This window comes from Amycolatopsis sp. NPDC051758 (assembly GCF_044453095.1).
In the GTDB taxonomy this organism is placed as follows: Bacteria; Actinomycetota; Actinomycetes; order Mycobacteriales; family Pseudonocardiaceae; genus Amycolatopsis.
This window is the reverse complement of sequence record NZ_JBITCJ010000002.1, coordinates 794430-808730: the sequence shown is the minus strand read 5'-3', so window position 1 is coordinate 808730 and position 14301 is coordinate 794430. Positions and strand designations below refer to the sequence as shown.

Genomic DNA, 14301 nt, shown 5'->3' with positions numbered 1-14301 from the left:
TAGGTTATCGTTGATACCTACACCGTAGATAAAGGAGCGCCCGATGACCGCGTTCGACATCCCGGACCGCGCCGTCCTCGAAGCCCGGCAGAAGCTGGTGCTCGACCACTTCCGCGACGAGGTCGCCCAGGACTGGGACGCGACCCTCTCGACGTTCCCGCACCCGCACTACGAGGTCATCGCGACCATGACCGTCCACGACGGCGACGGCGCCGTCCGCGGTTACTACCACGACACCCGGACCGCGTTCCCCGACCAGCACCACGAGCTGATCGCGCTGCGGCACAGCGCCGACGCCGTGGTCGCCGAGTTCTGGTTGCTCGGCACCCACCTCGGGCCGTTCGGGAAGATCCCGGCCACCGGGTCCCGCTTCCGGGTGCGCATGTCGGCGTACTTCATCTTCGACGCCGACGAGAACCTGGTCTGCGAGCGCATCTACTTCGACACGCTCTCGATGCTCAAGCAGCTCGTCGGCGGCGTGGACAAGAAGAACCCGAAGAACTGGCCGCTGCTGGCCAAGCTGGTCCGCGGCCTGCTGGCGATGTCCGGCGAGCGGCCCGACCCGCGGCTGGTGAACACCGCGGAGCCGGACCTCGGGCAGGGTTGACGGGTCAGTCGCACCAGCCCCAGCCACTGGCGGCCCCCGCGATCACGCTGGTGGTGTTCGGCTCGGGCCGATCGGCGACCCAGCCCGAGTACTTGACGCACAGTGGCGCATACGCGCGCGCAACGGCGTAGTACTTGAAGTTTCCCCGGTCGATCACGTTCTTGCCGGAGTCTTCGGAATCCCGGAACAGGCCGGCCAGGGTGTCGGTGGCCACCCCGATGAAGGACCACTTGATCGTGACGACGCAGTTGTACCCGCCGGACTTGTAGAGCAGGTAAACCCCGCCCCACTTGCGCCCGTCCTCGGTCGTGGCCGGCAGCGACGAGATGATCCGGTAGCCGGCGCCGCAGACTTCGGTCGGGGTGTACGGGTTCGTCGCCGCCCCGGCGGGCGGCGCGGCCGTCAGGATCCCCGCGATGCTCAGCACGGTGACCAGGGTCCGGCGCAGGATCTTCACGAATGTCCTCCTGTTCGTCATGCGCAGGTCCAACGCAGCGGCCCGTACTCACTGCCGGTGTTGCCGAAGACCGTGCCGTCGTCGCCGACCACGAACACGTCCGCGTCGACCCCGTCCGGGGCCGGGAGCGCGCCCAGCAGCCGGGTGTCCTGCCAGACGGCGGCGTGCCCGACGAGGTTGGTCAGGCTGCCCGCGATGAGCCCGTGCGCGTTGATCGCTTCCGCGGTGCCGCCCTGCTCGAGCTGCCGCGGGTCGTTCGGGCCGTGCCAGGCGAGGGCGCGCGAGCTCGGCCACGAGTCGATCGCGGTGCCGACCACCACGCCGTTGCGGATCGCCCGGATGAGCACCGGCCGGTCTTCGCCGGTCAGCGGGATGACCTGCCCGTGGCGCCAGAGCGCGCCGAGCTTGTTGTCCGGGGCGTTGAGGAGCACGGTGCCGTCGTCGTCGAGGTCGATCCCGCCCCCGGCCGGGCTGTCGATGACGATCGGCCCGGCGGCGAGGTCCGACCAGAGGATGCTGACGGCGTGGTCGTCCCGGACGGCACTGGCGCTCGCCAGGACGTCGCCCCGTTCGTTGAGCGCGACGGCCGAATTGATGCGGTAACCGGCCGGGGTGGGCAGCTGCGTCAGCGTGCCGGGGCCGCGGTGCCCGCCGCTGAACAGGTAGACGCCCACCTCGGTGGACGTCGGCAGGCTGCCGGACAGGAGCACCGTCCCGGCCGAGTTCTCGTCGGCCACGTGCGGGTAGACGAACGACGCGAGCGCGTCCGGGATGCGCGGCTGCCCGTCCGTCCAGAGCACCACCCGGCCCATGTTGACGCGCAGGTCGACCACGTCGCCGGCGTAGTTGCCGTGGCTGTCGGTCCCTCTGACGCTGGTGAACTGGGCGCTGTACCCGTCCGGCGGCACCACCTTGTGCGCGGTCCAGGTGCACGCCTCGGCCGCCGAGGCGGTGGCCGGAGCGGTGAACACGGTGCCGAGCGCGAGCGCCGCGGCCGTGAGCACGGCAGCACGTCGAGACATGCGATCTCCCCCTTGGGTCGGTGAACGCACGCTGCACGCCCGACGACCGGGGCGGGTTGGGCCCGCGGTGGGGGTGTTACCCGATCGGCCTAGCCGGGCGCGGCTCGCCGTTCGCCGACCGGGGCGAGCAGCACCCCCAGCGCGATCAGCTCGGTCAGCGCCATCCCGCGCTCCACCAGGCCGAGCGGGATGAGCGTCCACCAGCGGCCGCCGTCCACCGCGGCGACCACCACCGCGCCCAGGATGACGGCGAACCAGCCCAGCGACGCGACCGCCAGCAGCCGGGCCAGCCGGCGGCGGCCGGGGGAGCCCGGGAACGCCGTGCGCGCCGCCACCAGCACCGCCAGCGGGAGCGCGACGAACGCCACCACGCTCGCGATCCGGTGCAGCGTGCCGCCGATGTCCGCGCGGGAAACCGTGGCCCAGTCCGGTTTCGGGAAGGCGACGATCACCAGCAGCCCGACCGTCCACAATGTACCCAGGATGGCGGCGGGCACGGGCAGCCGCCGCTGGCGGCCCAGCACGGCGAGGCCCGCGGCCGAGCCGAGCGCGACCAGGACCACGGCCAGGTCGAACACCCACTTGTGGTCGGACAGGCCGTATTCGCTGATCGTGCGGCGGGTCGCGCTGATCTCGTCGGTCGGCGGGATGACCTGCAGCAGCAGCACCAGCGCGGCGCCGAGCACCAGTGCGGCGATTCCCGTCAGCGAGACCGCGACCGAAACCCGTCGCGCAGGGATCGTGACCATGTTCCGACAGTAGCCGAACGCCGGTTGAACTCCCGGTGAAACGGGCTTTCACCGCGGCCGGCCGCGGTGAAAGCAGTACAACTTACGGCGGTTACCGCAGCCGGATTTCCTCCATTATGGTCACTCGCTACCGGTACGTCCGTGGTGCCGGCCTCGGTCAAGGAGGTCCTTTCCTGTGGGGAATTCACCAAGACGACTCGTGCTGCTGGCTTCGGCCGTGGCACTGGCCGCGACGTTCGTGGCGCTGCCCGCCGGCCCGGCCGGCGCGGCGCAGAACATCCTGCGTGCCGACAAGTCGGTACCCCGCTCGTGCTTCGCAAAGGTGCAGCCCAAGGGCACCGCGGGCACCGACCGCCGGGAAGTGACGTCCACGGTGGACGGTCTCGTCCAGGCCCGCCTGAAGGCGACGAAGGGCGCCGAAGGCGACTGGGACATCGTCGTTTTCGACAAGACCACCGGTGCGGTCGTCGCCGCTTCAACGGCGTTGCGCACCCACGAACTCGCCGAAAGTTTCGTGAAGAAGGGCCAGCAGCTCGTTGTCCAGGGCTGCCGGTACGGCGGCTCGGCCGGCCAGGTCCAGCTCGGCGTCGACTTCCTGGCGCTGACCCCGCAGGGCACGCCGACCACCGCGCAGAAGGCGCAGATGGTCCGCGTCCAGACCCCCACCCGCGCCGACAAGGCCAAGCTCAACGGGCTCGGCCTCGACGTCACCGAGAAGGGTGACGCGACCGGCGTCGAGGTCGTGCTGGCCGACGACGCCGACCGCAAGGTGCTCGCCGGCAGCGGGCTGAAGTCGACGGTGGTCGAGGCCGACCTGTCGGCGAAGTCGGTCGCCGACGCGAAGACCGACCGTGCGTACGCCGCGAAGACCGCCGCGTCCGCGCTGCCGTCGGGCCGCACGAGCTACCGGCACCTCTACGACTACAACTACGAGCTGAAGGAACTGGCCAGGAAGAACCCGGGCCTGGTCACCGCGTTCACGATGCCGGAGTCGACCTGGGAAGGCCGCGACGTCGTCGGCGTCGAGATCGCTTCGGACGTCAAGAACGTCACCGACGGCAAGCCGGTGAACTTCACCATGGGCGTGCACCACGCCCGGGAGTGGCCGGCCGGCGAGCACGTCATGGAATGGGCGTACGAGCTGATCAACGGGTACTCCCGGGACGCCGCGATCCGCAGCCTGGTCGGGAAGACCCGCAACATCGTCGTGCCGATCATCAACCCGGACGGTTTCGAGATCTCCCGCGAGGCCGAGCCCAAGGGCGACTTCACCCGGTTCGACTACGAGATGAAGCGCAAGAACTGCAACGTCAACGACTCGCCGCCGCAGTTCGCGACCGGTGTCTGCAAGGCCAACCCGGGTGGCCGCATCCGCGGCACCGACCCGAACCGCAACTACGCGGGCTTCTGGGGCGGCGCGGGCGCCGAACTCGCCTGGAGCGGTGACACCTTCCGCGGTTCCGCGCCGTTCAGCGAGCCCGAGGTGCGCAACGTTCGCTCGATCGTGTCTTCGCGGCAGGTGACCAACCTGATGACGATGCACACCGTCGCCGCGCTGGTGCTGCGCCCGCCGGGCGTGGCGGACGTCCGCCCGCCGCTGGAGGAGCCGCAGTACAAGGCCCTCGGCGACAAGCTGGCTTCGCGCAACGGCTACACCAGCGAGCCGAGCTGGGCGCTGTACGACACGACCGGCACCACCGAGGACTGGTCGTACTGGGCCACCGGCGGCTGGGGCTTCACCATCGAGGTCGGCGGCAACGGCTTCCACGGGCCCTTCGCCGACAGCGTCGTGGCGGAGTACGCGGGGCTGGCCCCCGCGGCCGGCGCCGGCAAGGGCGGCAACCGGCAGGCGTTCCTGGACATGCTGGGCAACGCGGCCGACCCGCAGCAGCACTCGACGCTGATCGGCTCGGCGCCGAAGGGCTACCAGCTCAAGCTGCACAAGACGTTCCAGACGCCGACGTCGCCGGTGATCCAGCCCGACGGCTCCACCAAGCCGCCGATCTACGTCACCGACGACCTGAACTCGAAGTTCACCACGACCGGCGGCCGGTTCGCCTGGTCGGTCAACCCGTCGACGCGCCCCTACGTCGCCGGCCGCTACGGGCGTGACCCGCAGGGCCCGGCGCAGCAGGGGTACCCGGTGGCCAACCCGGCCGGGGTGCCGCCGATCAACCAGAACTACCCGGCCGACCCGGCGGGTGACTCGTTCACCTTCCACGTCGACGGCCTGCCCCAGGTCGACAACGGGAAGTTCAGCGTCAACATCAACTGGGCGAACACCGCCACCGACTGGGACCTGTTCATCTACGACGCGGCCGGCAACCTGGTCAGCTCGTCGGCGAACGGCGGCACGACGGCCGAGCACGCCGTGCTGTTCGACCCGCCGGCCGGCGACTACCGGGCCGTGGTGGTCAACTACGACCAGGCCGACCCGAACACCGTCGACGACTGGACCGGGGACGTGTCGTTCTCGTCGCCGATCCCGCCGACGTACGGGACGAAGGAGGCCTACCAGCTGACCTGCTCGTCGCCGAACGGCAAGCTCGTCGGTGTCGCGGACGTCTACGCCGACCGCGGCCAGACGGTCGACGTCGGTGAGGTCTGCACCCGCTCCGCGCACGCGCAGAAGCAGCGCCCTTCGGGCGGCGTCCGGTAGCACCCATGTCGTGAAGGGCACCTTCAGGGACTCTGAGTCCCTGAAGGTGCCCTTCACGGCGTTACGGCCAGGGTGACGCCGAGGACGACCAGGATCGTGCCCACGACGCGGTTGAGGGCCGGTTTGGCGTGTGCGTACCAGCGTTGGGTGGCGGGGGAGGAGAACAGCAGCGCCACACTCAGGTGCCACGCGGTCGAGACGGCGACGATCAGCACGACCGCGGCCAGCTTGACGGCGGTCGGCTCGGTCGGCGGGAGTGTCGCGGTGAGCACGCTGCCGAAGAACGCCGCGGCCTTCGGATTCGTCAGGTTGCTCGTGACGCCTTGGCGGAAAGCGCTGCCGTGGCCTGCGGGCGGGGCCGAGTCCGGTGCCCGGGCGCGAAGCCACAACCGGACGCCGAGCCACGCCAGATAGGCGCCGCAGACGATGCGCAAGGCCGTGGCCAGCCACGGTGTGTGCGCCAGGACCGTGCCCAGCCCGAACACCGCGATGGCGGCCAGCAGCCCGCCGGCGGCGACCACGCCGAGGGCGACCGCCAGCGCGGCCCGCCGGGTCCCGGCCGCGGCGGTGTGCGCGATGAGGACGAAGTTGGGTCCGGGGGAGACGGCGGCCGGAAGGTAGGCGAGCAGCACGGTGCCGAGCGTGGCGGCGGGGTTCATGCCGCTCGGTCGCCTGGGGTGGTCGGTGTGGTGCCGGGGGACATGCCGTGCACGCTATGCGTGCCCGGGGTTCCGGCAAAGTCGGCCGCCGGCCGCGATGGGGCGCCTCCGGGATGCGGGTGAACGACTCTTTCCTGTCGTCCGGCGCCGTGAAAGAGTCGTTCACCGCGGTCGAGCCGCGGGTGCTCATACCGTTCGGCCAGCACGCGCGTCCGTCAGGCTTGCGTGGCCGGCGCAAGAATCACGCCGCGCGGCCGCCGCCGACAACCTGGCCGCACATCGTCCGCAGCGCGGCGTGGTCCACTGTGGACGGATCGGCCGCGAGCCACTCGCCGATCTCGTGCAGGAACGTCTCCGGGGTCATCGGCGCGGCAGGGAGGTCGCCGGGGTCGGCCGTGGTCAGCTCGCCGCTTCGGCTCGGGTACACGATCATCGCGCCGCGCAGCGCCACGCCCGGCAGCAGCTCGCGGTAGGCGGCGAGGCTCTCGGCGAGCCGGCTGCCGCCACCGCGGAACGGGCGGCCGTTGCGCAGCAGCCTGCCGTCCTCCGCCGTCTCGTAGTGGCCGGGCAGCCACAGCTTCGACTCGACGAGCACCAGGCGCTTCCCGCACAGCACGGCGTGGTCGACGTCGGCGAACACCGAGCCGGGCCAGGCGAGCCCGTGGAAGATCCGCGCGCCCGGCAGCCGGGTCAGGTAGCTCTCGAGGAGGTCGGCGGTGAGCCGCTCGGCCAGCTCGTCGCGCTCGGTGCCGGGGGCGCCGAACACGGTGCGGCCGCCGAACTCCTCGGCGTAGGCCTCGCGGGCGCGGCTGGCCCGCAGGTAGCCGCGCGCCAGCCGCTGCACCAGCAGCGCGGTGCCGGCGGTGAGCACCAGCCAGGCGACCAGCACGGGCGGCGAGAACTCGACGCCGCTGACCAGCGGCAGCAGCACCAGCACCATCCCGCCGACCGCGGCGACGACGGGGGTGTGCCCGGGCCCGCGGCGGCGGCCGTGCCGCATCCGGGTGTCCTGACCGGCGACGTGCCACCAGTCCAGGTCTTCGGCGTCGAGTTCGGGCAGGTCGGGCACGAAGCCGGGCTCGTCGCCGAAGCGCCGCCGGGGCCGCGGCCGGACCGGGACGGGCACCACCGTGGCGCCGCCCGAGTCGTAGCGGGCGCGGCGGACGGGGTCGCTGAGCACGTCGTAGGCGTCGCGGAGCAGCCGGAACGTGCCGACGGTGCCGCCGGCGTCGGGGTGCATGGTCTTCGCCAGCCGGCGGTAGGCCGTCTTGACGTCGGCCGCCGTGGCGTCCCGGCGGACGCCGAGCACCTCGTAGTAGTCGACCTCGGGCACGCGGGCGTTCACCTCCGGATGGGCTGCGCGAAGACTTTATGGGGTCGGGTCGCGGGGTCGGGCACCGCCTCCGCGGCACGCCCGGGTGATGGTCCCGCGGCGCTGGTCAGGGCGGTGTCAGGAGTTTTACCGTTCGCGGCGGCGGGTTCGTTGCACCCGGCCCGGCGCGCCGCGGGGGACGCGTGACGGTGTTCCGCAGGCCGGCGCCGACGTGTTCGCGGAGGTCCGTGACTGTCCACTGAGGACTGATTGTCGCCCGGAAGTGTTGCCGTGCCGGAAATCACCGGGACTGTCGTGACTATTGGTAACCGGATTTCACTCGAACAGACGGGAACGTATGTTCGAATCCGCGGCTAGGATGGAGACATGTCCCCGGCACCCCACGAACGTGACGGGCCCACCGCCACCCCACCTCGGCAGCGGGCCCGTCACCCCCGTCAGCGCTCGCGCAGCAGGAAGCGCTGCAGCTTCCCGCTCGCGTTGCGCGGCAGCGCGTCTGTGAACCGCACCCGGCGCGGGTACTTGTACGGCGCCGCAACGGCTTTGGCGTGCTCCTGGAGGGCGTGCACGACCTCCGGGCCGGGTTCGACGCCGGCGCTGAGCACGACGAAGGCGGTCACCACGGCGCCGCGGTCCGGGTCGGGTGTGCCGACGACCGCGCACTCGTCGACGGCCGGGTGTGTCAGCAGCACCTCTTCGACCTCGGGAGCCGCGATGTTGTAACCGGAGGAGACGATCATGTCGTCGCTGCGCGCGACGAACCGGAAGTAGCCGTCCGGGTCGCGCACGTAGGTGTCGCCGGTGATGTTCCAGCCGTCGCGCACGTAGTCGGTCTGCCGGGGGTCGCCGAGGTAGCGGCAGCCGGTGGGGCCCTGCACCGCGAGCAGCCCGGGCGTGCCGTCGGGCACCGGCTCGCCGTCGAGGTCGAGCACGGCGGCGCGGAACCCGGGCACGGCCGTGCCGGTCCGGCCGGGGCGGACCGCCTCGTCGGCCGCGGAGATGAACACGTGCAGCATTTCCGTGCTGCCGATCCCGTCGATGAGCGGCCGTCCGGTGACCTCGCGGTACTGCTCGGCCACGGCGGCGGGCAAGGCCTCCCCGGCGGAGACGGCGCGGCGCACCCCGGCCAGCAGCGGCCCGTCGCCGGAGCCGAGGATCGCGCGGTACGCGGTCGGCGCCGTGAACAGCACGGTCACCGACTGCTCGGCGACGATCGCGGCCAGCTCCTTGGGCGTGGCGCGTTCCAGCAGCAGCACGGACGCGCCGGCGCGCAGCGGGAACACCAGCAGGCCGCCCAGGCCGAAGGTGAACGCCAGCGGCGGGGTCCCGCAGAACACGTCGTCCGCGGTGGGCCGCACGACGTGCCGGGAGAAGGTGTCGGCGATGGCGAGCAGGTCGCGGTGGAAGTGCATGGTCGCCTTGGGCGTCCCGGTGGTGCCGGAGGTGAAGGCGAGCAGCGCGACGTCGTCGGCGGCCGTCGGCACGTCCGTGAAGGTCGCCGGGTGGCGGGCGCAGCGCTCGGCCAGTTCGGCGCCGTAGGAGACCACCGGCAGGTCCGGCGGCAGGTCGTCGAGCAGGCGCTCGTCGCACAGGGCGACGGCCGGCCGGGCCCGGTCGGCGATCTTGTCCAGCTCGCCGCGGCGCAGCATCGGCATGGTCGTGACGGCGACGGCCCCGGCCTTGAGGACGCCCAGCCAGCACGCGGCGAGCCACGGTGTGTTGGCGCCGCGCAGCAGCACGCGGTTGCCGGGCACGACCCCGAGCTCGGCGGTGAGCACGTGCGCGATCCGGTTGGCGCGCGCCAGGACCTCGCCGTAGGTCCACGTCTCGCCGGGCGACCGCAGGCAGGGGCGGTCCGCGCCCAGGCGGGTGGCGGTGTCGTCGAGCAGCACGGTCGCGGCGTTGAGGCGGTCCGGGTAGTGCAGCTCGGGAAGGTCGAAGACGAGCCGTGGCCACTGCTCGGCGGGCGGCAGCCGGTCGCGGCAGAACGAGTCGGTGTGAGCGCTGGGAGTAAGCGTCATCGCAGCCCCTCGGGTCTCGACCGCAGGATCGACCTGCACCACGAGGAACGTAGCACTCGTTGCGACCGTCGAGAAGACGCTATGTCGTAGGGATGACGGCGACGACGAAGGAGCGATGCCGTCCGCGGGCGCGCACGGTGCCGGCGGTGCCGGGCACCGTGCGCGGCCGGGCCGGGCTAAGGGGCCGGGCAGGTGGCGACGCTCATCGGCCGCATCGACCGGAACTGGTCGTTGTGGCCCCACGGCGCCAGGTCGTGGAGGTAGATCGGGTTGCTCGCGCTCGCGCCGATGCAGAAGACCGGGCGCACGTAGTTCTGCTCGGCGTAGAACACCCAGTAGGAGACGTTCTGCCAGGCCTTCACGGAGCTGATCTTGCGGTCGAGGCTCGCCGGCAGCACCGGGACGCCGGCCGCGTACGCGCCGTACGTCCCGTTCATGTCGCTGTCGGACCACACGCACAGCCGGCCGCTGGTGCACCCGGCGGCCTGAGCCGTCCCGGCCGCGCCCACCGCCGCCAGCGACACGAAGCTCGCGGTCACCGCGACGTTCGCGAGCACCTTGCGCAACTTCACTGGTTTCCCCTTGTCGTTCGGATGGTCGGCCGTCACCCGCGTGATCACCCGGTGCACCGGGATCCGGTGCACCACGAAGGCCACGCCGCCGGCCGGAGGTCGGTCAGCGCACCCGGGCGCCGCGGCGAAAGGAGCGACCGCCGGCGGGAATCCCGAGGGCGGAGCCGGCGCAGACGAGCAGGGCCACGGCGAGCGCGGACAAGCGGTTCATCACGTCGTCCCCCTCAGCCGCGCTGCCCCTTGGAGCGGCCCGCGCCGCCGGGATAGCTCGTGAATTCGCAGTCGCCGGCCAGAGCCGGGTGGACCGCTGTCCCCCTCGAACGAGTCATGGTGGTCGTCCCCTCGTGTCGGACCAACCGCCCGGCCGGGCAGTTGATCTTCAGGTGTAACGCACCGTCGTTGTCCGGCGCCGGGGAACGAGCGCCGGACGACAACCTCCGGACAATCGGCGATCAGCTTCCGCAGGGCGGCTGGTAGGGGAGTTTCTCCAGGTAGGACGCCCATTGCTCGGGTGTCGGCGAGCGGGTCGCGCGGCAGATCCGGGTGATCGTGCGCTCGAGGTCCAGGTCGAGGACCCGCACGGCGTCGGCGTTGTCGGTGACCGCGAGGAAGGCGCCGTCGGGGCTGAAGGCCAAGCCGTCGCCGCGGCTCGTCAACGCCGTCAGCGGCTCGCCGAGCGGCCGGGGCCGCGCCCGGTCGGCGACGTCCCAGAGGCGGACGGTCTGGTCGGTGCTCCCGCTGGCGAGCGTGCGGCCGTCCGGGCTGAAGGCCACCGACGAGACGGACCGCGTGTGGCCCGTCAGGACCGCCGCCCCGCCTCCGGCCAGGTCCCACAGCCGCACCGTCTGGTCCGCGCCCGCGCTCGCCAGCGCGTGGCTGTCCGGGGCGAACACCACGGAAACGACGTTGTTGGTGTGCCCGCGCAGCTCGCCCGCCGGCCGCGGCCGGGCCCGGTCGGTGACGTCCCACAGCCGGATGACGTGGTCGTCGCCGATCGTGGCGAGCAGCCGCCCGTCCGGGCTGAACGCGGGCGAGGTCCCGATGATGCCGCCGGTGAGCTTCGGCGCCCCGGGCGTGGCCGCGTCCAGCAGCTGCACCGCGCGGTCGCCGTCCCCGACGGCCAGGGTGCGGCCGTCCGGGCTGAGGTCGAGGGCGGCGCCGTACCGCGTGGTCAGCGGAATCGGCGCGCCGGCCCGCCGGGGCCGGCCGGGATCGGTGATCGTCCACAGCTGCACCAGTTTCGCCTGGCTGACCACGGCGAGCAGCCGCCCGTCCCGGCTGATCCGCACCCGGGTGCAGCTGCCGCTGCAGGAGGCGAGCTGGTCCGGCGGTGGCGGGAGCTCGCCCACCGGCGTGAACCCGGCCGTGGACCACAGCCGGACCGACCCGTCGAGGCCGCCCGTGGCCAGCAGCGAGCCGGTGGCGCCGAACGCGACGGTGTTGACCGCCGTCCGGTGCCCCAGCAGGACCCGGGCGGGCAGCGACCACAGCCGGACCAGGCCGTCGGAGCTGCCGGTCGTCAGCGTCCCGCCGTCCGGGCTGAAGGCGACGGTGTAGAGGTCGCCGCCGGCGAGGACCCGGGCGAGCTGCGCGGGCCGCGCCGGGTCGGCCAGGTTCCACAGGCGGGCCGTGCCGTCGGCGCTCCCGGTCGCGAGCACACTGCCGTCGTGGTTGAACAGCACCGACCACACGCCCGAGGTGTGCCCGGTGAGCGGCGTGCCCACCGGGGCGCCGGTCCGGGCGTCCCACAGGCGCACGGTGCCGTCCTGGCTCCCGGACGCGACGAGCTTCCCGTCCGGGCTGACGGCGACGGAGTGCACCAGGAGCGTGTGCCCGCCCAGCGGGCCGCCGATCGGCGCCGGGTGGCCGGGGTCGCCGAGGTTCCACAGCCGGACGGTCTTGTCGTCGCCGCCGGAGGCGAGCAAGCGGCCGTCGGCGCTGAAGGCGACCGAGCGCACCGGCCCGGTGTGCCCGGTGACCACGGCTTTCCGGGCCGGTCGCGCCGGGTCGGCGACGTCCCACAGCCCCACCGAACCGTCGTCGTTCGCGGTGGCGAGGAGCCGCCCGTCGGCGCTGAACGCGGCGAGGTAGATGCTCTTGCCGCCGCCCGCGACCGCCGGGCCGAACGCGACCGGATGGGCCGGGTCGGTGGTGTTCCAGAGCTGGATGGTGCCGGCTTCGCCGGTGACGGCGAGAACGTGGCCGCGCGGGCCGAAGACGGCGGCGCTGAGCCAGCCGTGCTGGCCCCCGGGCAGTACGGCCCGCGGAACCGGCCGGGTGCGGTCGTGCACGTCCCACAGCCGGACGGTGTCGTCGTGCCCGGCCGAAGCCAGCGTCCGGCCGTCGGGGTCGAACGAGGTCAGGTAGACGTTGCCGGTGTGCCCGGCCAGCGGCTGGGCCAGGGGAACGGCCTGGGTGCCGAGCAGCCGGGTGCGCACGCTCTCGTCATCGGGCCGGAGCCGGTGGGCGACCAGCTTCAGCTGGGCCGCCAGGGACGGGTCGCGGCTGTCCAGCCAGTTGGCCTCGGCCACGACCTGCCGGAACACGGCGTCGTCGCGTTGCTGCAGCGCGCTCGACCGCTCCCGGACGGCCACGATCGCGGCCACCGTGGCGGCGAGCGCGAACACGACGGCCACCGCGGTGAGCTGGCGGAGCCGGCGGGTCTTCAGCCTGCGGTGGGCCTTCTCCTCGTCTTCCGCGGCGACCGACGCCTCGAGGAACCGCCGTTCGCGAGCCGTCAACCCCGGGCGGGCGGTGTCGTGCCACGAGCGGACCCGCGCGAGGCGGGTGCCGCGGTACAGCGCGGAGGGGTCGCGGTCGAGCGCCTCCCACGAGTCCGTCGCCTCGGTAAGCGCCCGGTGGGCCCGGATCGCCTCCCGGTCGTCGTCGAGCCAGCCGCGCAGGCGCGGCCAGCTGCGGATGAGCGCCTCGTGGGTGATCTGCACCGACCCGTGGTCCGTGGTGACGAGCCGGGCGGCCACCAGCCGGTCGAACACGGCGTCGTCCACCTCGACCTCGCCGAGCGGCACCCGGCGCTTCGTGTCCTCGGTGCCTTCGCCCAGCGCGGTCATCCGGACGAACAGGTCACGCGCGACCTGCTGCTGCGCGCCGGTCAGCTCGGCGTACGCGGACTCGGCGGTCAGCGCGATCGCCTGCGCCAGCCCGCCGGTCTTGTGGTAGCCGGCCAGGGTGAGCTTCGTGCCGGCGCGCCGGTGCCAGGTTTCCAGCAGGGCGTGGGAAAGCAGCGGCAGGACGCCGGGCCGGCCGTGCGCCTCCGAGACCAGGTGGGCGACCAGGGCGCCCTCGACGGTGCAGTGCGCCCGGGCCGCGGGCTCGACGATCACCCGGCGCAGCTCTTCCGGCGCCATCGGGCCGACGGTGACCTGCGCGCCGGTCAGCGCCGCGGCCAGCCTCGGGTGCGCGGCGCAGTGCGGGTAGAAGTCGGCGCGGACGCCGAGCACGACCCGTTGGTCCGGGGTGTCGAGCAGGGCGCTGATGAAGTCGTCGCGTTCCCGGGCGTCCCGGCAGAGCGTGAAGACCTCCTCGAACTGGTCGACCACCAGCACGGCGCCGGTGGGTGCGTCGCCGAGCTCCGCGAGCGGGTGGCTGCCCGGGGTGACCAGCCGGACTTCCGTGCCGTTCCCGGTGAGCGCCGGGATGACACCCGCGCGCAGCAGCGACGACTTCCCCGATCCGGACGGCCCGAAGACCGCTGTGAAGCGCTTTCCGAGGACTCGCCCGGTGATTTCCCCGACGAGGGTTTCCCGGCCGACAAAACGGCCGGCATCACTTTCCCGGTAGCCGCTCAGGCCGACGTACGGCGCGTCGGCGGACTCGTCGTGCGTGGCCTCGGCGGCGAGGTTCGCGGCGAGCCGGTGCCACCGCTCCTCCCAGGGGCCGGGGTCGCCGCCGCAGGCGCGCACGAACGCCAAGGTGACCTCGAGGCTCGGCAGCCGCCGCCCGCCCGCGGCGTCGGACAGCGTCGAGGACGAGAAGTGGGCGGTCCGGGCCAGCACCCGGTACGGCGGCAGGCCCGCCTTCTCCCGCAGCAGGCGCAGGTCCGCGGCGAACCGCGACAGCTCGGACCCGTCCTCGTCCAGTGGTCGTTCCGCACGCGGCATCTCGTGCCACCCCTCCCCGTGCCGGACGGTTCTCCCGTCGCCGACGCAGCCAAGGTAGCGGCCCGTTCCGCGACGGGCACCAGGAGCCGTCGTGCGCACCG

At 72.8% G+C, this 14301-nt stretch carries 10 protein-coding genes; 2 read left to right on the top strand and 8 right to left on the bottom strand.

The features are described from left to right. The first annotated feature begins 43 nt into the window (after positions 1 to 43). Positions 44 to 607 (top strand): ester cyclase, encoded by a 564-nt coding sequence (locus tag ACIA5G_RS12710; protein ID WP_395922850.1) that lies wholly within the window; start codon positions 44 to 46, stop codon positions 605 to 607. A 4-nt stretch (positions 608 to 611) separates the two neighbouring features. Here the strand turns inward: ACIA5G_RS12710 and ACIA5G_RS12705 are convergent, their stop codons facing one another. From ACIA5G_RS12705 to ACIA5G_RS12695, 3 genes are all read right to left on the bottom strand, one after another. Further along, positions 612 to 1064: a hypothetical protein gene (locus ACIA5G_RS12705; protein WP_395922849.1), complete on the bottom strand. Its 453-nt coding sequence runs from the start codon at positions 1062 to 1064 to the stop codon at positions 612 to 614. A 17-nt stretch (positions 1065 to 1081) separates the two neighbouring features. Continuing rightward, positions 1082 to 2086: a hypothetical protein gene (locus tag ACIA5G_RS12700; RefSeq protein WP_395922848.1), complete on the bottom strand. Its 1005-nt coding sequence runs from the start codon at positions 2084 to 2086 to the stop codon at positions 1082 to 1084. Positions 2087 to 2175: 89 nt separating this feature from the next. After that, the gene (locus tag ACIA5G_RS12695; protein WP_395922846.1) at positions 2176 to 2835 is read right to left on the bottom strand and encodes a DUF998 domain-containing protein; all 660 of its coding nucleotides are present in this window, start codon (positions 2833 to 2835) and stop codon (positions 2176 to 2178) included. 199 nt (positions 2836 to 3034) lie between these two features. On the opposite strand from ACIA5G_RS12695, the gene ACIA5G_RS12690 reads away from it, so the two are divergent. Then, the gene (locus tag ACIA5G_RS12690) at positions 3035 to 5494 is read left to right on the top strand and encodes a M14 family zinc carboxypeptidase (RefSeq protein WP_395922845.1); all 2460 of its coding nucleotides are present in this window, start codon (positions 3035 to 3037) and stop codon (positions 5492 to 5494) included. A gap of 53 nt (positions 5495 to 5547) precedes the next feature. On the opposite strand, the gene ACIA5G_RS12685 is transcribed toward ACIA5G_RS12690, so the two are convergent. From ACIA5G_RS12685 to ACIA5G_RS12665, 5 genes are all read right to left on the bottom strand, one after another. Further along, the gene (locus ACIA5G_RS12685; protein ID WP_395922844.1) at positions 5548 to 6153 is read right to left on the bottom strand and encodes a LysE family translocator; all 606 of its coding nucleotides are present in this window, start codon (positions 6151 to 6153) and stop codon (positions 5548 to 5550) included. A gap of 241 nt (positions 6154 to 6394) precedes the next feature. Then, positions 6395 to 7486, bottom strand: coding sequence for a DnaJ domain-containing protein (locus ACIA5G_RS12680; protein WP_395922842.1), 1092 nt, complete (start codon positions 7484 to 7486; stop codon positions 6395 to 6397). Between the two features lie 437 nt (positions 7487 to 7923). Continuing rightward, entirely contained in the window at positions 7924 to 9507 is a 1584-nt protein-coding gene (locus tag ACIA5G_RS12675) for an AMP-binding protein (RefSeq protein WP_395922841.1), read from the bottom strand. Between the two features lie 176 nt (positions 9508 to 9683). Then, positions 9684 to 10079 carry a peptidase inhibitor family I36 protein gene (locus tag ACIA5G_RS12670; protein ID WP_395922839.1) on the bottom strand — a complete coding sequence of 132 codons (396 nt, stop codon included), beginning with the start codon at positions 10077 to 10079 and terminating at the stop codon, positions 9684 to 9686. 452 nt (positions 10080 to 10531) lie between these two features. Continuing rightward, complete coding sequence (locus ACIA5G_RS12665; protein ID WP_395922838.1) at positions 10532 to 14200, bottom strand: helix-turn-helix domain-containing protein; 3669 nt, start codon at positions 14198 to 14200, stop codon at positions 10532 to 10534. Positions 14201 to 14301 lie beyond the last annotated feature (101 nt).

Excerpts from the sequence above, each read along its gene's own strand:
- ACIA5G_RS12710 (WP_395922850.1), top strand. The coding sequence starts at position 44 with ATGACCGCGTTCGACATCCCGGACCGCGCCGTCCTCGAAGCCCGGCAG.
- ACIA5G_RS12700 (WP_395922848.1), bottom strand. The coding sequence starts at position 2,086 with ATGTCTCGACGTGCTGCCGTGCTCACGGCCGCGGCGCTCGCGCTCGGC.
- ACIA5G_RS12695 (WP_395922846.1), bottom strand. The coding sequence starts at position 2,835 with ATGGTCACGATCCCTGCGCGACGGGTTTCGGTCGCGGTCTCGCTGACG.
- ACIA5G_RS12685 (WP_395922844.1), bottom strand. The coding sequence starts at position 6,153 with ATGAACCCCGCCGCCACGCTCGGCACCGTGCTGCTCGCCTACCTTCCG.
- ACIA5G_RS12675 (WP_395922841.1), bottom strand. The coding sequence starts at position 9,507 with ATGACGCTTACTCCCAGCGCTCACACCGACTCGTTCTGCCGCGACCGG.
- ACIA5G_RS12665 (WP_395922838.1), bottom strand. The coding sequence starts at position 14,200 with ATGCCGCGTGCGGAACGACCACTGGACGAGGACGGGTCCGAGCTGTCG.